The sequence below is a fragment of the Streptomyces sp. HUAS MG56 genome (assembly GCF_058673395.1).
This window is the reverse complement of record NZ_CM178722.1, coordinates 6222873-6243203: the sequence shown is the minus strand read 5'-3', so window position 1 is coordinate 6243203 and position 20331 is coordinate 6222873. Positions and strand designations below refer to the sequence as shown.

Here is a 20331-nt window from a genome sequence, read left to right as displayed (position 1 = left end):
AGTGCCGGGATGCGCCGTCGATCGTCTGCGGGCCCGCTCCGTCACGGCAGTTCGGCGGCCCGGCGCAGCAGCAGTTCCCGTTCCTTCTCGTTGCGTGCCAGGGCCGCCGCCCGGGTGAACTCCTCGCGGGCCTCCGTCGTGCGGCCGAGGCGGGCCAGGAGGTCGGCGCGGACGCTGGGGAGCAGGTGGTAGTCGCGCAGGGCGGGGTCGGCGGTCAGGGCGTCGACCAGCCGCAGTCCCTCCGCCGGGCCGTCGGCCATCGACACGGCGACCGCGCGGTTCAGTTCGACCACGGGGGACGGGGCACGGGCCGCCAGCAGCGCGTACAGGGTGGCGATGGCGCGCCAGTCGGTGTCCTCGTAGCGGTACGCGTGCGCGTGGCACGCGGCGATGGCCGCCTGGAGGGCGTACGGGCCCGGGGCGCCCGACGCGGTGGCGCGGTCGAGGGCGTGGATGCCGCGGGCGATGAGGCGCCGGTTCCAGCGGCGGCGGTTCTGCTGCGCCAGCAGGACCGGTTCGCCCTCCGGGCCGGTGCGGGCGGCCGTGCGGGACGCCTGGAACTCCAGCAGCGCGGTCAGGCCGTGCACCTCCGGTTCCTTGGGCATCAGGGCGGACAGGACGCGGGCCAGGCGCAGCGCGTCCTCGCACAGGCCGGGGCGCAGCCAGTCGTCGCCGACGGTCGCCGCGTACCCCTCGTTGAAGATCAGGTAGATGACGTCCAGGACCGAGCCGAGGCGGGCCTCGCGGTCGGGGCCGTACGGCAGCTCGAAGGCGACGTTCTTCGTGGCGAGCGTCCGCTTGGCGCGGACGACGCGCTGGGCGATCGTCGGTTCCGGCACCAGGTAGGCGCGGGCGATCTCGGCCGTGGTCAGGCCGCCGACGAGGCGCAGGGTGAGCGCGGTGCGGGCCTGCGGGGACAGCACCGGGTGGCAGGTTGTGAAGACGAGCCGGAGCAGGTCGTCGTCGATGTCGTCCGGGTCGGCCGGCTCCTCGGGCGGCACCGTCGTCGCCAGGTCCCGGCCGATCTCGGCGAGCTTGCGGGCGTAGGTCTCGCGGCGCCGGATCAGGTCGACGGCGCGGTGCCGGGCGGTGGCCATGAGCCAGGCGCCCGGGTTGTCGGGCACACCGTCGCGGGACCACCGCTCCAGGGCTGCGACCAGGGCGTCCTGGGTCAGCTCCTCGGCGATGCCGACGTCCCGGACGATCCGGGCCACGCCCGCGACGACACGCGGGGACTCCAGCCGGAAGACGGTCTCGATGGCGTGCGCCGCGGCGGGGTCCGGGGTGCCGTGCCGTGCCGGGGTGGGCTGTGCTTCCACAGCCCACCATGCAACACCCCTCGATGCCGCAGGGCCAGCGAACACTCAGCCCTCGGCGATCTCCCGCACCTCGCACGAGACGGTCCAGTAGTCCTCGTGCACCTTCAGGAACCGCTTGGTCCACTCGACGGCCTCGGCCTTGTCCTTGCACTGCATGATCGCGTAGCCGCCGACGACCTCCTTGGACTCGGTGAACGGCCCGTCGGTGACAGACAGCTTCCCGCCCTGCCAGCGCACGGTGGTGCCCTGGGCGGCGGGGGTCAGCCCGGCGGTCTCCAGCATCACGCCGGCCTTGGTGATCTCCTCGATCAGCTCGCCCATCCGTCCCATCAGCTCCTCGCTGGGGCCGGCGGGAGCGGTGGACTCGTCGATGTGCACGATCGACAGATAGCGGGGCATGGTGACTCCTTCGGTCCGGGTGGTGGGGTCCGTCCCCGCCACTCACCCATGCGTCGAACGGCGGGACCCGGGATCGACACACCTCCGGAAATATTTTTCTTCAGCGCAGGGACGCCCACAGCGCGCTCGCCGCCGGTTCCTTCGCGATCACCCGGTTGGGGTCGGAGGGGGCCGTGACGACCGGCATCATCACCGTCGTCACATGGCCGGCGGTCAGGGCCTTCAGGCTCTCGCCGAGGCTCATCAGCGCGTTCAGGGAGCCGAGGCCGGTGTCCGTGGTGAGGCCGGCGGTGGCCGCGTCGGCGACCCGGTAGAGCCGGGCCGGGTCGGTGAGCAGGCTGGTGCTCGCCATCTGCTGCAGCAGGGCCTTGACCAGCTTCTGCTGGAGCCCTATCCGGCCGAGATCGCTGCCGTCGCCTATGCCGTGCCGGGTGCGGGCGAGGGCCAGGGCCTGCGTGCCGTCGAGGTGGTGGGCGCCGGCGGCGAGGTCGAGGTGGCTGTCGGCGTCGTGGATGTCCTGGCCGGTGGTGACGTCGACCCCGCCGAGGGCGTCCACCAGCTTGGCGAAGCCGGAGAAGTCGGCCTCCATGAAGTGGTCCATGCGGACGCCGGTGATCGACTCGACGGTCTTCACGGCGCACACCGGCCCGCCCACCTCGTAGGCGGTGTTGAACATCGCGCCGTACGCCACCGCCGTGGACCGGCCCGCGGACAGCGGGCAGGACGGGCGGGTGACGAGGGTGTCGCGCGGGATGCTGACCACGGTGGCCCGGGTCCGGCCCGCGTCGATGTGCACGACCATCGCCGTGTCCGAGCGGGCGCCCGAGCTGTCGCCGCCGCCCAGCTTCCGGTTGGCGCTGCCGCTGCGCGAGTCCGAGCCGAGGACCAGGATGTTCAGGGAGCCGGACGGCAGCGGGGAGGCGGAGGCCGAGGGGGACGGGATGGTCATCGGCCTGGCGGGGCGGTCGTCGCCCAGCGCGCCGTTGATGTCGACGCTCCTGATGTTGTGGTCGAGACGCCAGTACGCCCAGCCGACGGTCCCCCCGCCCAGCACCAGCACCCCCGCCAGAGCGAGGCCGACGATCTTCGGCACCCTCGGCCGCCGGCCACCTCGTCCGCCCGTGTCGTCCTGCTCGCCGTGCCCCTCGTGTCGCGTCACGGCACAGGAACATAAGTCCGAATTATTAGGGGACTGTTAGCAGAAGCGGTGGGAGTCGGTTTTCTTCGGAAATTCTCATCCCGCATGTTTTGGCCACATGACCGACTCAATTCGGAGCAGGCGGCGCTAGACCGCCGCAGGCGCATCCGTGCTCGACCGCACCACCAGGCTCGTCGCCAGCTCCACCCGTGTCGCCGTCCGCTCCTGCTGCTCGCGCCCCAGCTCCAGCACCAGCCGGGCGGCCGCCTCGGCCATCTCGGTCAGCGGCTGCCGTACGGTCGTCAGCGGCGGTCCCACCCAGCGGGCCACCGGCAGATCGTCGAAGCCGACCACGCTGAGGTCCTCCGGGATGCGCAGCCCCAGCTCGCGGGCGGCCTCGTACAGGCCGAGCGCCTGGAGGTCGTTGCCCGCGAAGACGGCGGTGGGCCGGTCGGGGCGGCGCAGCAGCTCCAGGCCGAGCCGGTAGCCGGCGTCGTGGTGGAAGTCGCCGCCCACGATCAGCGAGGGATCGACGGGCAGGCCGGCCGTCTCCAGCGCGGCCCGGTAGCCGTCGACCCGGGCGCGGCTGCACATCATCCGGGACGGGCCGCTGATCGCGCCGATCCGGGTGTGGCCGAGTTCGACCAGGTGGCGGGTGGCGGCGAGGCCGCCCTGCCAGTTGGTGGCGCCGATGGAGGGCACGTCGGGGCCCGGGTCGCCGGCCGGATCCATCACCACGAACGGGATGGACCGGCTGGTCAGCAGCGCCCGCTGGGACTCGTCGAGCCCGGACAGCACGAGGACCACGCCGTGCGGGCGGCGCGCGGCGACCTGGTCGGCCCAGGTCCGGCCCGGGGTGAGGCGCCCGGCCGACTCCGACAGCACGACGCTCAGCCCGGCGTCCCGGGCCACGTTCTCCACGCCCCGGATGACCTCCATCGCCCAGGCGCTCTCCAGCTCGTGGAAGACCAGGTCGATCAGCGGGGAGCGGGACGCCTCGGCGCGCCGGCGCCGGTAGCCGTGGGCACGCAGCAGTTCCTCGACGCGAGTGCGGGTCGCCGGGGCGACATCGGCGCGGCCGTTGAGGACCTTCGAAACAGTCGGGGCGGACACCCCGGCCTCACGGGCGATTTCGGCGAGGGTCGCCGTCTGGCTCTCTGCGGGCTTCGAAGGTTTCATGCCCGGGATCGTATGAGCCCAGCAGAGCCGGACGGGAGTCCCATGCCGTGAGGTCCTGTGCGACGGGGCGTGAGCGAACAGCGCGAACATTGGCAAAAAGCAAGCCCTGTGCCGCGCGTGTTCAGGAAGCGTTCATGTTGCCCCTGGGAGGGTCGGGCCGCACTCGACTCCCCCCACAGGAGCACCCTTGACAACGATGCCTTCGACGACGCCTTCGACGGCGAAGTCCGTCATGAAGAAGCTGCCCGAGGTCACCCTCGCGTTCTGGATCATGAAGATCGCGGCGACGACCCTGGGCGAGACCGCGGGCGACCTGTTCGCCCAGACCCTGAAGCTCGGCTACTTCCTCACCACGATCGCCCTGTTCGCGGTCTTCGTGGTGACGCTGGTGATCCAGCTCCGCTCGACGCGCTACAACCCGTTCTTCTACTGGACCGTGATCCTGTCGACCTCCATGGCCGGCACCACCATGTCCGACTTCATGAACCGGGACGACAGCGCCAAGTACCTTTCCGGCGGCGCCACGTCGCTCGGCTGGGGCCCACAGGGCCTCGGCCTCGGCTACCCGGAGGGCGCCGCGATCCTGATCTCCCTCCTGCTGCTGATCTTCCTCGGCTGGAAGCTGAGCGGGATGACCTTCCAGATCACCGAGATCGTCACGTTCCGCGGCGAGGCCCTGTTCTGGTCGGCGATCCTGGTCTCCAACACGCTCGGCACCTCGATGGGCGACTTCCTGTCCGACAGCTCGGGCCTCGGCTACCTGGGCGGTGCCTCGCTGGTGACCGGCCTCCTGCTGCTCCTCGTCGCCCTGATGAAGGTCCCGGCGGTGCCGAACGTCCTGCTCTTCTGGATCGCGTTCGTCCTGACCCGCCCGCTCGGCGCCACGGCCGGCGACCTGCTGACCAAGCCGGTCGCCAAGGGCGGGCTCGACCTGGGGACGGCCGGTTCCTCGGCGGTGCTGCTGGCCGTGCTGTTCGGCCTGATGGCGTACGCGCATCTGAAGGAACGGCGGGCTGCGGTTCCGGCGACCCCTGAGGCGCAGGCGTCGCGGCCGCAGCGGGCCGGGCACCGGTAACGCCGAAGTCCCGCCTCGGAACCCGAGGCGGGACTTCGTGTGGAGCGCCGGGCAGGCCTTGCACCTGCATCTCCCCGCAGGAAGCGGGACGTCTTTCCTTGGACCACCAACGCACTGCGTCCGGGTCGGTTTCCGTTTCCGGTTCCCGGCCGTTCGCTGTGTGATGATCATAGCGCATTCCGGCCGGGCCTCTCAACCTCAGCCCCCGGCCACCGCTTCGAACCGCCAGCGGTGCACGCCCCGGGTCACCAACTCCGTGTCCGGCTCCGGCAGTTCGGGCAGCTCGGCGGCGTACGGCGCGTCCCACCACGTGATGACCAGCACCCGGTCCTGCGGCGCCCGGAGGGTCTCCCGGCGCAACGGCTCGGCGGCGAGCGGCTGTTCACGTACCCAGGCCAGCAGCTCCTCGCCCCGGCCGGCGACGGCCCGGGCCTCCCACATCAGCGCGACCGTCACGAGTACAGGTTCTCCTTGCTGACCTCGTGCACATGATCGTGGCCATGCCCGTGGTCATGGCCGTGCTCCTGACCGGGCACGTGCGGGTCGGTCACCGGCAGGGAGGAGTCGGCCGACAGGTCCCAGCCGGAGGCGGCACGGCCCCGCGCGACCATCTCGGCGCCGAGGGCCGCCACCATCGCGCCGTTGTCCGTGCACAGCTTGGGACGCGGGACGCGCAGCCGGATCCCGGCGGCCTCGCAGCGCTCCTGGGCGAGGGCGCGCAGCCGGGAGTTGGCCGCGACACCGCCGCCGATCATCAGGTGGTCGACGCCCTCGTCCTTGCAGGCGCGGACCGCCTTGCGGGTGAGGACGTCCACGACGGCCTCCTGGAAGGAGGCGGCCACGTCGCGGACCGGGACCTCCTCGCCGGCCGCGCGCCTGGCCTCGATCCAGCGGGCCACGGCCGTCTTCAGGCCGGAGAAGGAGAAGTCGTAGGCCGGGTCGCGCGAGCCGGTCAGGCCGCGCGGGAAGGCGATCGCCGTCGGGTCGCCCTCGCGCGCGTACCGGTCGATGACCGGGCCGCCGGGGAAGCCCAGGTTCAGCACGCGGGCGATCTTGTCGAAGGCCTCGCCCGCCGCGTCGTCGATGGTCGCGCCCATGGGCCGTACGTCGGAGGTGATGTCCGACGACAGCAGCAGCGAGGAGTGGCCGCCGGAGACCAGCAGGGCCATGGTCGGCTCGGGCAGCGGGCCGTGCTCCAGCTGGTCGACGCAGATGTGCGAGGCGAGGTGGTTGACGCCGTACAGGGGCTTGCCCAGGGCGTAGGCGTACGCCTTGGCCGCCGAGACGCCGACGAGGAGGGCGCCCGCGAGGCCGGGGCCCGCGGTCACGGAGATGCCGTCGAGGTCCTTCGCCGAGACGCCCGCCTCCTTCAGCGCGCGGTCGATGGTGGGGACCATCGCCTCCAGGTGGGCGCGGGAGGCCACTTCCGGGACGACACCGCCGAAGCGGGCGTGCTCGTCGACGCTGGAGGCGACGGCGTCCGCCAGCAGGGTGGTGCCCCGGACGATGCCGACGCCGGTCTCGTCGCAGGAGGTCTCGATGCCGAGTACGAGAGGCTCGTCGCGTGAGTCAGCCATGGTTCTTCTCTTCGGTCGCTTGGTCGGTGATCAGGCGCATCACGAGCGCGTCCACGTTGCCCGGCTGGTAGTAGCCGCGCCGGAAGCCGATGGGCTCGAAGCCGTAGCGCTCGTAGAGCTTCTGGGCGCGGACGTTGTCGACCCGGCACTCCAGCATCACCTCGTGGCACTCGAACGCGGTCGCCGCGCGCAGCAGTTCGGCCAGCAGCCGCCCGCCGAGGCCGGTGCCCTGCAGCTCGCGGGCGACGGCGATGGTCTGCACGTCGGCCTGGTCGCCGGACGAGGCGAGGCCCGCGTACCCGACGATCCCGCCCTCCCCCTGAGCGACCAGATAGCGGCGGGTCGCCTCGGCGCCCCGGGAGTGGGCCAGCTCGGACCAGAACATGCCCCGGGACCAGGCGTCCTCGGGGAACAGGTCCTTCTCCAGCTCCAGGACCCGGTCGATGTCCCACCAGCGCATCTCGCGCAGTCGCACGCTCACGTCGGTCACTTCGGGGTGACCACCTTGTAGTTCTTGGGCACCTGCGCGTCCGGGCGGCGCAGGTACAGCGGCCGGGGGGCGGGCAGTTCCTCGCCCGCGGCGAGCCTCTCGGCGGCCAGCGCGGCGAGCGCCGCGGCGGAGACGTGCTCGGGTTCGAGGGCGTGCGGGAAGGTGTCCGGGTAGAGCAGCGCGCCCGCGCCGACCGCGGGCAGCCCCGCGACCCGCTCGGCGATGTCGGCCGGCCGGTCCACGGCCGGGCCGGTGAGCCGGGTGCGCGAGTCGGCGTACGTGGCCCAGTAGACCTCCTTGCGCCGGGCGTCGGTCGCCACGACGAAGGGGCCCTTCTCGATGTCGGCGGCGTAGGCGAGGCCGTCCAGCGTGCACACGCCGTGCACCGGGACGCCGAGCGCGAGGCCGAAGGTGTCGGCGGTCATCAGACCGACGCGCAGCCCGGTGTAGGGGCCGGGCCCGACGCCGACGACGATGCCGGTGACGGCGTCCAGTCCCAGTCCGGCCTCGGCGAGCACACGGTCCACGGCAGGCAGCAGCAGCTCTCCGTGCCGGCGCGCGTCCACCTGGCTCGACGAGGCGACGACGTCCGTGCCGTCGTGCAGCGCGACGGTGACGGCGGGTGTTGCGGTATCCAGAGCGAGCAAGAGCACGCGAACAGCCTACGGCGCCGACGGCTCGGGCATCGCCGTCCCGGTCGAACGGTCACTGACTGCTACGGTCTGTACGAAGTACGACATATCGCATGAGGGCAGAACGAGGCAGAGGTGGGGCACGTGGCAGGGACCAGCTCGGGGATCGTGGTCGGCCTCACCGCGCTGGCCGTCGGCGCCGTCGGCTTCCTCGCCCACCAGGCCCACACGGCCGGACCGGTGGGCCCGGCCGGCCGCCCCGGGGCGACGGCCTCGCCCGCGGCCCGCGCCGGCAAGGCGCCCCGGGACCCCCGGCACCCGACGGCCCTGCCGAGCGGCTCCGGCAGGGGTGAACGGGTCGTGTACTCGCTGGACGACGACCGGGTCTGGCTGGTCGGCCGCACGGACCGGGTGGAGCGCACCTTCACGGTGAGCCCCGGCACCGTCGATCCGCCGCCCGGCTCGTACTGGATCACCTCCCGCTCCAGCGCGGTCATCGGCACCGACGGCACGCCGGTCGAGCACGTCGTGCGGTTCACCAGCGTCGACGGGCTGGCGATCGGCTTCAGCGCGGCGGTGGGCACGCAGCCTCCGGCCGGGCCCGGTGTGCGGACCGGAGGGGTCCGGGAGAACCGGGTGGACGGCGAGGAGATGTGGAAGTTCGCGACGATCGGGGTGCCGGTCGTCGTGATCCGCTAGGCGGCGCTGCGCCCCGCGGTGCGCTCCGCGGGGGATCGGGGGAGGTCGTCGGGCGGCTGCGGCGCCGTGGCGGCTGGTCGCGCGGTTCCCCGCGCCCCTTCGGGGCGCTCCGGCGGTCTGGAGATCGCGTCCGCCGCCGCGCACGACGCCAGCAGTTCGTGCATCGAGACCCGGGTGGGGCTGGTCGCGGTCATGGACGCCTCCTGAGGTGCGGGGGCGGGCGAAGTTAGGTACGCCTAACTTCGGGTTGGCTACCATATGACCACGCCCGGGACGTCCTGCGCAATATCTTGCCGACGGCCTGTCGGAATCCTGATGTTCCCCAGGCGGAGGTTCAGGCGGCCAGCGTCTCCAGGCCGGCCTCCGCCCAGCGCTCCCCCAGTCCGGTCACGGTCACGTGCCGTACCTCGTCGTCGGTGTCACCGACGGCGCGGTGGACGAGGACCTGGAGCCGGTCCTCGGTCAGCTCCTCGACCTTGCCCTCGCCCCACTCCACGACGATCACCGAGTCGGGCAGCGAGACGTCGAGGTCCAGGTCCTCCATCTCGTCCAGGCCGCCGCCGAGCCGGTAGGCGTCGACGTGGACCAGGGGCGGGCCGTCGCCGAGAGAGGGGTGGACGCGGGCGATCACGAAGGTCGGCGAGGTGACCGCGCCGCGCACGCCCAGGCCTTCGCCGAGCCCGCGGGTCAGCGTGGTCTTGCCCGCGCCCAGCTCCCCGCTGAGCATCACCAGGTCGCCCGCGCGCAGCAGTTTCGCCAGCCGGCGGCCCAGCTCCCGCATCTGCTCGGGCGAGGTGATCGTCAGCCGCGTCTCAACGGGGCCCTGCGGTGCTGCTGGTGCTGCCGGTCGTTCCATAGCCACTAACCGTAGCCCCTGCCGGCACGGCACCGGCGCGGGTGAGCAGATCGGCGAGACGGTCGGTGACCGCTTCCGGGTGCTCCAGCATCACCAGGTGCCCGGCGTCCGGCACGAGCACCAGCTCGCACTCGGGCAGCAGGTCGGCGATGACCTCGCTGTGCTCGCTGGGCGTGACCAGGTCCTGCACTCCGGCCAGCACCAGCACGGGCATGTCCTGGAAGGAGGCGAGGGCCTCGGTCTTGTCGTGGTCGGTGAAGGCCGGGTAGAACTCGGCGACCACGTCGATCGGCGTCGACTCGATCATCCGCTCGGCGAACCGCTCGACGGCCGGATCGACGTCCCGCCCGGCGAACGAGTACCGCTTGATGATCCCGGCGAACAGCTCGGCGGTGGCCCGGCGGCCCTTCTCCACCAGCTCCGCCTGCTGCCCGAGCGCCTTCAGCACGCCCGGCAGGATGCGGCGCACCGCGTTGACACCGGCGATCGGCAGCCCGAAGTTCACCTCGCCGAGCCGTCCGGACGACGTGCCGACGAAGGCGGTGGCGACGACCCGGTCCCGGATCAGCTCCGGGTACTGGGCGGCGAGGGCCATCGTCGTCATCCCGCCCATCGAGTGCCCGACCAGCACGATCGGCCCCTCCGGCACGGCGGCGTCGAGCACGGCCTTCAGATCGCGGCCGAGCTGGTCGATGGTGACCGGCACCCGGTCCCGGGTCTGGGCCACCCCCCGGCCGGAGCGGCCGTGGCTGCGCTGGTCCCAGTGCACGGTGCGCACGACCCCGCGCAGGGCCGCCCGCTGGAAGTGCCAGGAGTCCTGGTTGAGGCAGTAGCCGTGGCTGAAGACGACGGTGACGGGAGCGGGCGCCTTGCGGCCGAAGAGCCTTCGCCGGCGCGGCGAGACGTGCGGGCCGGTGTCCGGCTCTATCTCCTCGACCTCGTAGTACAGCTCGGTGCCGTCGTCGGCGATCGCCTTGCCCGGGGTCCCGCGCAGGGTGCCGTAGGGGCCCGCGGAGTCCAGGGCCAGCCGGGCCTTGCGGCGCATGCCGCGGCCGACCGTCATCCGCTCGACCGCCACGCCGGCCGCCGCGCCCGCCGCGAGGACGCCTATCGCGGCACCGGCGATGCCGGTCGCCCGGCGCCAGCCGCCGGCCGCTCCCGCGGAGGCGGCGGCCGCCGAGGCGATGACGCCCGCCACGGCCTCCGCGCTGCTCTCGCTCACTACCGCTCCTCTTCGCCGGATGCGATTTCGCTGGGTGCGATCGATGGTGCCGTTGTCGCCGCCGTAACAGGTATGACCGGTGTTACACGTGATACGGGTCGCGTTCCGCCCGACGGACTACCGGAGTCTTCCCCGTTCCCGGGGAGTCGTTCACATGTCCGCGTTCACATAGACGCGGGGAACGCGGGTTCCGATGCGCGTCACGATCTCGTACGCGATCGTGCCGCAGGCCTGCGCCCAGTCCTCGGCGGTGGGCTCGCCGCGGTCGCCGGGCCCGAACAGCACGGCCTCGCTGCCGACCGCGGGCTCGTCGCCGCCGAGGTCCACCACGAACTGGTCCATGGCGACCCGCCCGGCGATCGTGCGCCACTTGCCGTCGACCAGCACCGGACCGGCGCCGGAGGCGTGCCGCGGGATGCCGTCCGCGTAGCCGACCGGGACCAGGCCGAGGGTCGTCTCGCCGGGTGTGACGTAGTGGTGGCCGTAGCTGACGCCGTGTCCGCCGGGGACGTGCTTGACCAGGGCCAGCGAGGCGCTGAGCGTCATCACCGGGCGCAGTCCGAAGTCGGCCGGCGTGCCCAGTTCGGGGCTCGGCGAGATGCCGTACATGGCGATGCCCGTGCGGACCAGGTCGAAGTGGGTCTCGGGAAGGGTCAGTGCGGCGGGCGAGTTGGCGATGTGCCGCACCTCGGGGCGCACACCCTGCTCCTCGGCGTACGCCACCATCTCCCGGAAGCGGTCGAGCTGGGCGGCGATGGACGGATGCCCGGGCTCGTCCGCGCAGGCGAAGTGCGACCACAGTCCGGTGACCCGCACCAGTCCCTCGGCCTCGGCGGCGAGGGCCGCGCCCACCAGCTCGGCCCAGTCGGCCCCGGGCGGGCAGCCGTTGCGGCCGAGCCCGGTGTCCGCCTTGAGCTGCACCCGCGCGGGCCGGCCGGCCTCGCGGGCCGCCAGCACGGCCTCGCGCAGCGCCCACATCCCGCTCAGGGACACGTCGATGCCGGCCTCGACCGCCTGCCGCCAGGGCCCGCCGGGCACCCACAGCCAGCACAGGATCCGGCCGGGCAGCCCGGCCGCGCGCAGCGCGAGGGCCTCCTCGGGCGTGGCCGTGCCGAGCCAGGTCGCGCCCGCCGCGAGGGCCGCGCGGGCGCACGGCAGCGCCCCGTGGCCGTACCCGTCGGACTTGACGACGGCCATCACGGCGGCGCCCTTCGCCCGGGCGCGCAGGGTCCGCACATTGGCACGCAGGGCACCCAGATCGATCTCGGCGCGGGCGCGCAGGGGGGCGGTCGGCTCAGCTGCTGTCTCACTCATGGCGCCCCCAGTGTCTCAGAGGACCTCGCGGGCCCCGGTCGCAGTCTCGGCTCCTCAGGTGCCGGGCCTGCGCCCCCACACGTAGACGTGGTCGCCCTTCTTCAGCACACCCCACAGTGTCTTCGCGTCGCCGAGCCTCAGATTGACGCAGCCCCAGGAGCCGACGGTGGTGTAGAGGGTGCCGTAGACGGCGTGGAAGGCCTCGCCGCCGTCGAAGAACTGGGCGTAGGGCATGGGCTGGTGGTAGAGGGTCGACACGTGGTTCTTGTGCCGCCAGTAGACCGTGTGCCAGCCCTTGCGGGTGACGTGCCCCGCGCGTCCGCTGCGCATCGGCACCGGCCCGAACACCACCCTGGAGCCCCGCTGCACCCAGGTGAGCTGCCGGTCCAGGTCGACACAGGCGACGGTGTACGACCGGACGGGGCACTTGCGGTCCGCGTTCGGATCCTTCCGTGCCGAGACGAGCATCATGGTCGCCCAGGTGACGGGCCCGGCGAAGCCGCTCGCGGGCTTGATCTCGTACTTCAGCTGGAAGGCGCGGACGGCCCTGCAGTCGGCGGCGGACTGCTTGCCGTCCACCCTCAGCCCCAGCCAGCGCTCCACCTGCCGCTGGTACGGCCCGGTCTGCTTGCTGCACGACACCCGGGCGACGGCGTCGGAGAGCGGCACGTACTCGATGAGGTCGTACGCCCCGGCCGCCGCCTGCCCGGGCTCGATGCGGTCCTCGCGGGGCGTCGGCACGTACACGTCCGGCGCCAGCACCTGGTCGGGCGTGTCGATCTGTGCGGGCTGGCCGACCGGGGCCACACCGGGGACGAGATCGGGTTCGGGTTCGGTGCGGGGGGCGGGAGGCGCCGGCCGGGCCACCCGGGCGGGCGCGGCGCCCGCGGCGAGGGTGCCGGCCGGCAGCGCCGTCACGATGGCGAGCAGCACCGCGACAGCCCGGGACGCGATTCGTCTGCTGATCATGCGATCAGCCAAACGTGCGGCCCCATCGGATCGGCGATGCCGCGCGGAGGGGTCACCCGAGCGGTTGAGGGCCCCGTCCGCGGCACGTCATCCGCGACCCGGCCGTCGCGGGGCGGCTCAGTACCGCACGTCCCGCCACGCCTCCGGGATCTGCTCGGAGACCTCGTGCGCCCCCGCCGGCGCCCCCTGTGCCGCGAACCGCCCGGCGAGCCCGTGCAGATACGCGGCCGTGCTCCCCGCGTCCAGCGCCCGGAGCCCGGCCGCCAGCAACGACCCGGCGAGCCCCGACAGCACATCGCCGCTGCCCGCCGTGGCCAGCCAGGACGTGCCCGTGGGGTTCACCCGCACCGCGCCGCCCCCGGCGTCGGCGACCAGCGTGGTGGACCCCTTCAGCAGCACGGTCGCCCGGTACACCGCCGCCAGCTCCCGCGCGGCCGCCAGCCGGCGCCCCTCGACCTCTTCGCGCCGCACCCCCAGCAGCGCGGCCGCCTCCCCGGCATGAGGGGTCATCAGCGTCGGCGCCGTACGCCCCCGCACCGTGTCCCGATCGGCCAGCCGCAGCCCGTCCGCGTCGAGCAGCACCGGCACGTCGGTGCCGAGCACCTCGGCGACGGTCGCCGCGTCCTCCCCGGCGCCGGGCCCGGTCACCCAGGCCTGCACGCGGCCCGCCTTCGCCGGACCCCGGTCGGAGACCAGCGTCTCCGGGAAGCGCGCGATGACCGCGTCCCCGGCGGGACCGACGTACCGTACGGCCCCGGCCCCGCCCCGCAGCGCCCCGGACACGGCGAGCACGGCCGCCCCCGGATAGCGCGCGGACCCGGCCGCGATCCCGACGACGCCCCGCCGGTACTTGTCGCTCTCCGCCCCCGGCACCGGCAGCAGCCGTGCCACGTCGGCGTGCTGCAGGGCCTCCAGCTCGCCCTCGCCGGGCAGTTCGAGGCCGATGTCGACGAGCCGTACGACTCCGGCGTACTCCCGTGCCGGGTCGACCAGCAGGCCGGGCTTGTACGTGCCGAAGGTGACGGTCAGATCGGCCCGTACGGCGGCCCCGAGCACCTCCCCGGTGCCCGCCTCGACCCCGCTGGGCAGGTCCACGGCCACCACGGCGGCCCGGGACAGCTCGGCCGCCTCGGCGAGGGCCGCCGCCCCGGGCCGCAGCCCGCCCTTCCCGCCGATCCCGACGATCCCGTCCACGACCAGGTCGGCCCGCTCGACCAACTCCTCGGCCGTGGCGGCGGAGTCGGCCGCCACCGCGCCGCCCGCCCGCCGCAGCGCGGCCAGTCCCCCGGCGTGCGCCCGCTCGGGCGAGAGCAGTACGGCCGTGACGCCGGCTCCGCGCCGGGCCAGCCGGGCCCCCGCGTACAGGGCGTCCCCGCCGTTGTCCCCGCTGCCCACGAGCAGCACCACCCGGCTGCCGTACACCCGCCCGAGCAGTTCCGCGCAGGCCGCGGCCAGTCCCGCGGCGGCCCGCTGCATCAGCGCGCCCTCCGGCAGCCGTGCCATGAGGGCCCGTTCGGCCGCCCTTACCGTCTCCACGCTGTACGCAGTACGCATGGCACCGAGTCTGCCCCGCACCCCCCACCCGTCACACCCACACCGGCCCCGGACCCCGGCCCCCGCCTCCGAACCGACGGCGCGACGACACCTGGACGGCCCCCGGCGCTCCCTCCCCGGACCGACCGCGCCCGGAACCGACCTCGGGACCGCCCCGCCCCTGACCGGCCGCCCGCAGAACACCCACCGGGAACCAGCCGCCCCGGCCCGACCGTGTCCCGGCCGGCGTCGCGGGACCCGCGGCCGCTCAGCCCTCGGCGATCACCACCGCCGAGGCGACACCGGCGTCATGGCTGAGCGAGACGTGCCAGGACGTGACGCCCAGCTCCGCCGCCCTGGCCGCCACCGTCCCGCGCACCCGCAGCCGGGGCTGCCCGGTGTCCTCGACGTACACCTCGGCGTCGGTCCACTGCAGCCCGGGGGGCGCGCCCAGGGCCTTGGCCAGCGCCTCCTTGGCCGCGAACCGGGCCGCGAGCGAGGCGATCCCGCGCCGCTCCCCGCTGGGCAGCAGCAGCTCCGTCGCCACGAACAGCCGGTCGGCCATCTGGGGCGTGCGCTCCAGCGACGCCCGGAACCGGTCGATCTCGGCGACGTCGATCCCCACTCCGATGATGCTCATGCCGGGCAGCCTACGATCGCCCGGTGCCGTCTACGCTGCGCACCATGACGTCCCACGCCTATCTCTCCGACCTGTTCGCGCTGGACGACCGCACCGCCCTGGTGACCGGGGGCAGTTCCGGCATCGGCCGGGCCATCGCCGGGGCGCTGGCGCGGGCCGGCGCCCGGGTGGTGGTCGTGGCCCGAGGCAAGGACCAACTCATCGGCACCGTCGATGAGTTGAGGTCGACAGGAGCCCAGGCGGCGTGGGTCGCGGGCGACTTGGCCACGCGCGCCGGGGTGCGGGCCGTGGCCGAGGAGGCGGCGGAGGTCTTCGGGGAGCCGGACATCCTCGTCAACTCCGCCGGGATCAACCTCAGGCCGCCCCTGGGCGAGCTGGGCGAGGACGTGTGGGACACCACCATGGCCGTGAACCTGGAGGCGCCCTTCCTGCTGGGGCAGCGCTTCGGCCCCGGCATGGCGGAGCGCGGCTTCGGCCGGATCGTCCACGTCACCTCGCAGCAGGCCCACCGCGCCTTCGTGCAGAGCGGTGCCTACGGCGTCTCCAAGGGCGGGCTGGAGTCGCTGGCCCGCTCACAGGCCGAGGCCTGGTCGCCGTACGGCGTCACGGTGAACACGCTGGTGCCGGGCTTCGTGATGACGCCGCTGAACGAGCGGCTCGCCGCCGACCCCGAGCAGTCGGCCGCCCTGGCCGCGCGCACGATGATCGGCCGCAACGGCCTGGCCGAGGACTTCGAAGGCGCGGCCGTCTTTCTCGCGAGCCGCGCCTCCGCCTACGTCACCGGCCAGTCGCTCTTCGTGGACGGCGGGCTGTCCGTCCACTGAGCGGGCCTACTCGACCGTGACCGACTTCGCCAGGTTCCGCGGCTGGTCCACCTCGTTGCCCCGCGCGGTGGCCAGCTCGCAGGCGAAGACCTGCAGCGGCACGGTCGCGACCAGCGGCTGGAGCAGGGTCGGCGTGGCCGGGATGCGGATCAGGTGGTCGGCGTACGGCACGACCGCCTCGTCGCCCTCCTCGGCGATCACGATCGTGCGGGCGCCCCGGGCCCGGATCTCCTGGATGTTGGAGACGATCTTGTCGTGCAGGACCGAGCGGCCGCGCGGGGACGGGACGACCACGACCACCGGCACGTCCTCCTCGATCAGCGCGATCGGACCGTGCTTCAGCTCGCCCGCCGCGAAGCCCTCGGCGTGCATGTAGGCCAGCTCCTTGAGCTTCAGCGCGCCTTCGAGGGCCACCGGGTATCCGACGTGCCGGCCCAGGAACAGCACCGTGTCCTTCTCCGCCAGCGTCCGGGCCAGGGCCCGTACCGGCTCCATGGTCTCCAGGACCCGCTCGACCTCCTCGGAGATCCGGGAGAGGTCCTTGATCACGGCCTGGATCTCGTCGCCCCACTTGGTGCCGCGCACCTGGCCCAGGTACAGCGCGACCAGGTAGCAGGCCACCAGCTGGGTCAGGAAGCACTTGGTGGAGGCGACGGCGACCTCGGGGCCGGCGTGCGTGTACAGCACCGCGTCCGACTCGCGCGGGATGGTCGAGCCGTTGGTGTTGCAGATGGCCAGCACCTTGGAGCCCTGCTCACGGGCGTGCCGCAGCGCCATGAGGGTGTCCATGGTCTCGCCGGACTGGGAGATGGCGATGACCAGGGAACGGCTGTCCAGGATCGGGTCCCGGTAGCGGAACTCGCTGGCCAGCTCCACCTCGCACGGGATGCGCGTCCAGTGCTCGATGGCGTACTTGGCGATCAGGCCCGCGTGGAAGGCCGTACCGCAGGCGACGATGACGACCTTGTCGATCTCGCGCAGCTCGGACGGCGCGATGCGCACCTCGTCCAGGGTGAGGGAGCCGGACGGGTCGATCCGGCCCAGCAGCGTGTCGGCGACCGCCTTCGGCTGCTCGGCGATCTCCTTGAGCATGAAGTAGTCGTAGCCGCCCTTCTCGGCGGCGGAGGCATCCCAGTCCACGTGGTAGCTGCGGACCTCGGCCGGGCGGCCGTCGAAACCGGTGACCGTGACGCCGTCGCGGCGCAGCTCCACCACCTGGTCCTGGCCCAGCTCGACCGCGGAGCGGGTGTGGGCGATGAACGCGGCGACGTCGGAGGCCAGGAACGCCTCGCCCTCGCCGACGCCGACGACGAGCGGTGAGTTCCGGCGGGCGCCCACGACCACGTCCGGCTCGTCGGCATGCACCGCGACCAGCGTGAACGCGCCCTCCAGCCGCCGGCACACCAGCCGCATGGCCTCCGCCAGGTCGGCGGTCTGCGAGAACTCCTCGGCGAGCAGATGGGCGACCACCTCGGTGTCCGTCTCGGAGGTGAGCTCATGGCCGCGCTCGGCCAGTTCGGCGCGCAGGACGGCGAAGTTCTCGATGATGCCGTTGTGCACGACGGCGACGCGGCCGGCGTTGTCGAGGTGCGGATGGGCGTTGCCGTCGGTCGGTCCGCCGTGCGTGGCCCAGCGGGTGTGGCCGATGCCCGTCGCGCCGGTCGGCAGCGGCCGCTCGACCAGCTCCTTCTCCAGGTTGACCAGCTTCCCGGCCTTCTTCGCCGCGGCCAGCCCGCCGTCCGCGAGCACGGCGACGCCCGCCGAGTCGTACCCCCGGTACTCCAGCCGCTTCAGTCCGGCCATCACGACATCGAGCGCCGACTGCGCCCCTACGTATCCCACGATTCCGCACATGCGCCGCAGCCTACGACCGCGGAGCGGCCCGAACAGGCCGCCGCCTGCCCGAATTCGGAAATTCCCACCGTCGTACGAAGGCCTCGGGAGGGCCTTTTGCGATGCGGTGACCGTATGCGTGACGGAGCCCACCCACCGCCTCGTTCAAACTCCGTTAACAATGGAATGTGATCTCACCGGTCTCCTCGATCCGGAGCGCCCACCGGCACAAGCCGGAGGCGACTCCCTACGTCGACCTCACCCGCGCCGAGTGGAGCGCGCTGCGCGAGAAGACGCCGCTGCCGCTCACCGCCGAGGAGGTGGAGAAGCTGCGCGGCCTGGGCGACGTCATCGACCTCGACGAGGTCCGCGACGTCTACCTCCCGCTCTCCCGGCTCCTCAACCTCTACGTCGGTGCCACGGACGGACTCAGAGGCGCGCTGAACACGTTCCTCGGCGAGCAGGGCTCCCAGTCCGGCACCCCGTTCGTCATAGGCGTCGCCGGCTCCGTGGCCTGCGGCAAGTCCACCGTCTCCCGGCTCCTGCAAGCCCTGCTCTCCCGCTGGCCCGAACACCCGCGGGTCGAACTGGTCACCACGGACGGCTTCCTCCTGCCCACCCGGGAGCTGGAGGCCCGCGGCCTGATGTCGCGGAAAGGTTTCCCCGAGTCCTACGACCGCCGGGCCCTGACCCGCTTCGTCGCCGACATCAAGGCCGGCAAGGACGAGGTGACGGCCCCCGTCTACTCCCACCTGATCTACGACATCGTCCCCGACCAGCGGCTGACGGTCCGCCGCCCCGACATCCTGATCGTCGAGGGCCTGAACGTCCTCCAGCCCGCCCTGCCCGGCAGCGACGGCCGCACCCGCGTCGGCCTCGCGGACTACTTCGACTTCAGCGTGTACGTCGACGCGAGCGCCGAGGACATCGAGCGCTGGTACCTGAACCGCTTCAGGAAGCTGCGCCAGACGGCGTTCCAGAACCCCAACTCGTACTTCCGCAAGTACACCCAGGTCTCCGAGGAGGAGGCCCTCGACTACGCCCGCACCCTGTGGCGCACGATCAACAAGCCCAACCTGGTCGAGAACATCGCCCCCACCCGCGGCCGGGCCACCCTCGTGGTCCGCAAGGGCCCGGACCACAAGGTGCAGCGGCTGAGGCTGCGGAAGCTGTAGACGCGCCGAAGGGGCGGAGCCGCGCATCGAGCACAGCCCCGCCCCCTCGAACCCGGAACCGTCGACTAGCCGAGCGCCGACTTCACGGCATCGGCCAACCGCCCGGCCACCGACCGCGCCTGCTCGATGTCCGCGGCCTCGACCATCACGCGCACCAGCGGCTCGGTGCCCGACGGACGGAGCAACACCCGCCCGGTCTCGCCGAGTTCGCGCTCCGCCTCGGCGACGGCGGCAGCCAGGTCACCGGACGTCTTCACGCGGGACTTGTCCACGTCGGGCACGTTGACGAGGACCTGCGGCAGCCGCTCCATCACCGAGGCCAGCTCCCGCAGCGACCGCCCGGTCTCCGCGACCCGCGCGGCGAGCAGCAGCCCGGTCAGCGTGCCGTCACCGGTGGTCGCGTGGTCGAGGATGATCACGTGCCCGGACTGCTCGCCGCCGAGGGCGTACCCGTGCTCCTTCATCTCCTCCAGCACGTACCGGTCGCCGACGCCGGTCTGCACGAGCCGGATCCCGGCCCGCTCCATCGCCAGCTTGAAGCCGAGGTTCGACATCACGGTCGCGACCACGGTGTCGGCCCGCAGCGCGGAGCGCTCCCGCAGGGCCAGCGCCAGCACGGACAGGATCTGGTCGCCGTCGATCTCCTCGCCGGTGTGGTCCACGGCCAGGCAGCGGTCGGCGTCGCCGTCGTGCGCGACGCCGAAGTCCGCGCCGTGCTCCACGACGGCGGCCTTCAGCTTGTCGAGGTGGGTCGAGCCGCAGCCGTCGTTGATGTTGAGCCCGTCCGGCTGCGCGCCGATCGTGACGATCTCCGCGCCCGCCCGGGAGAACGCCTCCGGCGAGACCCCCGAGGCCGCGCCGTGCGCTTCGTCCAGGACGATCTTCAGGCCGTCGAGCCGGTTCGGCAGCACGGCGAGGAGATGGCCGACGTACTGCTCGAAGCCCTCCTCGTACGCGCGCACGCGGCCCACACCCGCACCCGTCGGCCGCTCCCAGGGCTCGCCGTGCCGGTGGGACTCGTAGACCGCCTCGATCCTGTCCTCCAGCTCGTCGGCGAGCTTGTGGCCGCCGCGGGCGAAGAACTTGATGCCGTTGTCCGGCATGGCGTTGTGGCTGGCGGAGAGCATCACGCCCAGGTCGGCGCCGAGCACGCCGGTCAGGTGGGCCACGGCGGGCGTCGGCAGCACGCCGACGGTCAGCACGTCCACGCCCGCGCTCGCGAGACCGGCGACCACGGCCGCCTCCAGGAACTCCCCGGACGCGCGCGGGTCCCGCCCGACCACCGCCTTCGGCCGGTGGCCCGCGAAGGTGCCCGCCTCGGCCAGCACGTGCGCCGCGGCGACGGAGAGGCCGAGCGCCATCTCGGCGGTCAGATCCGCGTTGGCGACACCGCGCACGCCGTCCGTACCGAAGAGTCGTCCCACTTGTCCTCCCGAGGAAACTTCCGATCACACAAG

At 73.0% G+C, this 20331-nt stretch carries 21 protein-coding genes; 4 read left to right on the top strand and 17 right to left on the bottom strand.

Annotated elements, in window-relative coordinates:
• Window positions 1-41: 41 nt before the first annotated feature.
• The 4 genes from AC4OXY_RS29615 to AC4OXY_RS29600 form a co-directional block, all read right to left on the bottom strand.
• Window positions 42-1319, bottom strand: a complete 1278-nt coding sequence (locus tag AC4OXY_RS29615) for an RNA polymerase sigma factor (RefSeq protein ID WP_356033489.1) — start codon at window positions 1317-1319, stop codon at window positions 42-44.
• Window positions 1320-1364: 45 nt separating this feature from the next.
• The gene (locus tag AC4OXY_RS29610; RefSeq protein ID WP_362818154.1) at window positions 1365-1718 is read right to left on the bottom strand and encodes a YciI family protein; all 354 of its coding nucleotides are present in this window, start codon (window positions 1716-1718) and stop codon (window positions 1365-1367) included.
• Window positions 1719-1818: 100 nt separating this feature from the next.
• Window positions 1819-2877 carry an LCP family protein gene (locus AC4OXY_RS29605; protein WP_491991356.1) on the bottom strand — a complete coding sequence of 353 codons (1059 nt, stop codon included), beginning with the start codon at window positions 2875-2877 and terminating at the stop codon, window positions 1819-1821.
• Between the two features lie 126 nt (window positions 2878-3003).
• Window positions 3004-4035, bottom strand: coding sequence for a LacI family DNA-binding transcriptional regulator (locus AC4OXY_RS29600; RefSeq protein WP_356033495.1), 1032 nt, complete (start codon window positions 4033-4035; stop codon window positions 3004-3006).
• A 196-nt stretch (window positions 4036-4231) separates the two neighbouring features.
• On the opposite strand from AC4OXY_RS29600, the gene AC4OXY_RS29595 reads away from it, so the two are divergent.
• A complete protein-coding gene (locus tag AC4OXY_RS29595; protein WP_356033497.1) occupies window positions 4232-5110 on the top strand; it encodes a COG4705 family protein in 879 nt (292 codons plus the stop codon).
• A gap of 198 nt (window positions 5111-5308) precedes the next feature.
• Here AC4OXY_RS29595 and AC4OXY_RS29590 read toward each other — a convergent pair whose 3' ends face one another.
• From AC4OXY_RS29590 to tsaB, 4 genes are read right to left on the bottom strand one after another with little or no spacing between them, the layout of a single operon-like run.
• A complete protein-coding gene (locus AC4OXY_RS29590; protein ID WP_356033499.1) occupies window positions 5309-5566 on the bottom strand; it encodes a hypothetical protein in 258 nt (85 codons plus the stop codon).
• The gene (gene tsaD, locus AC4OXY_RS29585; RefSeq protein WP_402064044.1) at window positions 5563-6687 is read right to left on the bottom strand and encodes a tRNA (adenosine(37)-N6)-threonylcarbamoyltransferase complex transferase subunit TsaD; all 1125 of its coding nucleotides are present in this window, start codon (window positions 6685-6687) and stop codon (window positions 5563-5565) included. Before tsaD ends, AC4OXY_RS29590 begins: the two co-directional genes overlap by 4 nt.
• Entirely contained in the window at window positions 6680-7147 is a 468-nt protein-coding gene (rimI, locus tag AC4OXY_RS29580; RefSeq protein ID WP_491994657.1) for a ribosomal protein S18-alanine N-acetyltransferase, read from the bottom strand. Before rimI ends, tsaD begins: the two co-directional genes overlap by 8 nt.
• A gap of 26 nt (window positions 7148-7173) precedes the next feature.
• On the bottom strand, window positions 7174-7830 hold the full coding sequence (gene tsaB / locus AC4OXY_RS29575) for a tRNA (adenosine(37)-N6)-threonylcarbamoyltransferase complex dimerization subunit type 1 TsaB (RefSeq protein ID WP_356033503.1): 657 nt from the start codon (window positions 7828-7830) through the stop codon (window positions 7174-7176).
• Window positions 7831-7953: 123 nt separating this feature from the next.
• Here tsaB and AC4OXY_RS29570 point away from each other — a divergent pair, with 123 nt between their 5' ends.
• On the top strand, window positions 7954-8508 hold the full coding sequence (locus tag AC4OXY_RS29570) for a hypothetical protein (protein WP_362818143.1): 555 nt from the start codon (window positions 7954-7956) through the stop codon (window positions 8506-8508).
• Here AC4OXY_RS29570 and AC4OXY_RS29565 read toward each other — a convergent pair.
• The 7 genes from AC4OXY_RS29565 to AC4OXY_RS29535 all read right to left on the bottom strand — a co-directional run bounded on the left by AC4OXY_RS29565 (window position 8505) and on the right by AC4OXY_RS29535 (window position 15042).
• Complete coding sequence (locus AC4OXY_RS29565) at window positions 8505-8702, bottom strand: hypothetical protein (protein WP_376291023.1); 198 nt, start codon at window positions 8700-8702, stop codon at window positions 8505-8507. The two genes, AC4OXY_RS29570 and AC4OXY_RS29565, sit on opposite strands and share 4 nt — an antisense overlap.
• A 140-nt stretch (window positions 8703-8842) precedes the next feature.
• A complete protein-coding gene (gene tsaE / locus AC4OXY_RS29560) occupies window positions 8843-9364 on the bottom strand; it encodes a tRNA (adenosine(37)-N6)-threonylcarbamoyltransferase complex ATPase subunit type 1 TsaE (protein ID WP_356033509.1) in 522 nt (173 codons plus the stop codon).
• Window positions 9321-10586 (bottom strand): alpha/beta fold hydrolase, encoded by a 1266-nt coding sequence (locus tag AC4OXY_RS29555; RefSeq protein ID WP_356033511.1) that lies wholly within the window; start codon window positions 10584-10586, stop codon window positions 9321-9323. Before AC4OXY_RS29555 ends, tsaE begins: the two co-directional genes overlap by 44 nt.
• Before the next feature lie 150 nt (window positions 10587-10736).
• Window positions 10737-11900 (bottom strand): alanine racemase, encoded by a 1164-nt coding sequence (gene alr / locus AC4OXY_RS29550; RefSeq protein WP_376291020.1) that lies wholly within the window; start codon window positions 11898-11900, stop codon window positions 10737-10739.
• A gap of 54 nt (window positions 11901-11954) precedes the next feature.
• Window positions 11955-12869, bottom strand: a complete 915-nt coding sequence (locus tag AC4OXY_RS29545) for a L,D-transpeptidase family protein (protein WP_356033516.1) — start codon at window positions 12867-12869, stop codon at window positions 11955-11957.
• A 117-nt stretch (window positions 12870-12986) separates the two neighbouring features.
• On the bottom strand, window positions 12987-14423 hold the full coding sequence (locus tag AC4OXY_RS29540) for an NAD(P)H-hydrate dehydratase (RefSeq protein WP_491991355.1): 1437 nt from the start codon (window positions 14421-14423) through the stop codon (window positions 12987-12989).
• A gap of 247 nt (window positions 14424-14670) precedes the next feature.
• On the bottom strand, window positions 14671-15042 hold the full coding sequence (locus AC4OXY_RS29535; protein ID WP_071381104.1) for a holo-ACP synthase: 372 nt from the start codon (window positions 15040-15042) through the stop codon (window positions 14671-14673).
• Window positions 15043-15086: 44 nt separating this feature from the next.
• Between AC4OXY_RS29535 and AC4OXY_RS29530 the strand changes: the two genes are divergently transcribed.
• Window positions 15087-15866 carry an SDR family NAD(P)-dependent oxidoreductase gene (locus AC4OXY_RS29530; protein ID WP_491991354.1) on the top strand — a complete coding sequence of 260 codons (780 nt, stop codon included), beginning with the start codon at window positions 15087-15089 and terminating at the stop codon, window positions 15864-15866.
• A 6-nt stretch (window positions 15867-15872) separates the two neighbouring features.
• On the opposite strand, the gene glmS is transcribed toward AC4OXY_RS29530, so the two are convergent.
• The gene (gene glmS / locus AC4OXY_RS29525; RefSeq protein ID WP_356033523.1) at window positions 15873-17720 is read right to left on the bottom strand and encodes a glutamine--fructose-6-phosphate transaminase (isomerizing); all 1848 of its coding nucleotides are present in this window, start codon (window positions 17718-17720) and stop codon (window positions 15873-15875) included.
• Between the two features lie 167 nt (window positions 17721-17887).
• Here glmS and coaA point away from each other — a divergent pair, with 167 nt between their 5' ends.
• Window positions 17888-18874, top strand: a complete 987-nt coding sequence (coaA, locus tag AC4OXY_RS29520) for a type I pantothenate kinase (RefSeq protein ID WP_356033526.1) — start codon at window positions 17888-17890, stop codon at window positions 18872-18874.
• A 65-nt stretch (window positions 18875-18939) separates the two neighbouring features.
• Here the strand turns inward: coaA and glmM are convergent, their stop codons facing one another.
• Window positions 18940-20298, bottom strand: coding sequence for a phosphoglucosamine mutase (gene glmM, locus AC4OXY_RS29515; protein ID WP_356033528.1), 1359 nt, complete (start codon window positions 20296-20298; stop codon window positions 18940-18942).
• Window positions 20299-20331: the final 33 nt, after the last annotated feature.

What these genes read in the sequence shown, in the direction of transcription:
- AC4OXY_RS29610 (WP_362818154.1), bottom strand. Translation starts at nt 1,718, where the DNA reads ATGCCCCGCTATCTGTCGATCGTGCACATCGACGAGTCCACCGCTCCC.
- AC4OXY_RS29600 (WP_356033495.1), bottom strand. Translation starts at nt 4,035, where the DNA reads ATGAAACCTTCGAAGCCCGCAGAGAGCCAGACGGCGACCCTCGCCGAA.
- AC4OXY_RS29595 (WP_356033497.1), top strand. Translation starts at nt 4,232, where the DNA reads ATGCCTTCGACGACGCCTTCGACGGCGAAGTCCGTCATGAAGAAGCTG.
- tsaD (WP_402064044.1), bottom strand. Translation starts at nt 6,687, where the DNA reads ATGGCTGACTCACGCGACGAGCCTCTCGTACTCGGCATCGAGACCTCC.
- rimI (WP_491994657.1), bottom strand. Translation starts at nt 7,147, where the DNA reads ATGCGCTGGTGGGACATCGACCGGGTCCTGGAGCTGGAGAAGGACCTG.
- AC4OXY_RS29565 (WP_376291023.1), bottom strand. Translation starts at nt 8,702, where the DNA reads ATGACCGCGACCAGCCCCACCCGGGTCTCGATGCACGAACTGCTGGCG.
- tsaE (WP_356033509.1), bottom strand. Translation starts at nt 9,364, where the DNA reads ATGGAACGACCGGCAGCACCAGCAGCACCGCAGGGCCCCGTTGAGACG.
- alr (WP_376291020.1), bottom strand. Translation starts at nt 11,900, where the DNA reads ATGAGTGAGACAGCAGCTGAGCCGACCGCCCCCCTGCGCGCCCGCGCC.
- AC4OXY_RS29545 (WP_356033516.1), bottom strand. Translation starts at nt 12,869, where the DNA reads ATGATCAGCAGACGAATCGCGTCCCGGGCTGTCGCGGTGCTGCTCGCC.
- AC4OXY_RS29540 (WP_491991355.1), bottom strand. Translation starts at nt 14,423, where the DNA reads ATGCGTACTGCGTACAGCGTGGAGACGGTAAGGGCGGCCGAACGGGCC.
- AC4OXY_RS29535 (WP_071381104.1), bottom strand. Translation starts at nt 15,042, where the DNA reads ATGAGCATCATCGGAGTGGGGATCGACGTCGCCGAGATCGACCGGTTC.
- AC4OXY_RS29530 (WP_491991354.1), top strand. Translation starts at nt 15,087, where the DNA reads ATGACGTCCCACGCCTATCTCTCCGACCTGTTCGCGCTGGACGACCGC.
- glmS (WP_356033523.1), bottom strand. Translation starts at nt 17,720, where the DNA reads ATGTGCGGAATCGTGGGATACGTAGGGGCGCAGTCGGCGCTCGATGTC.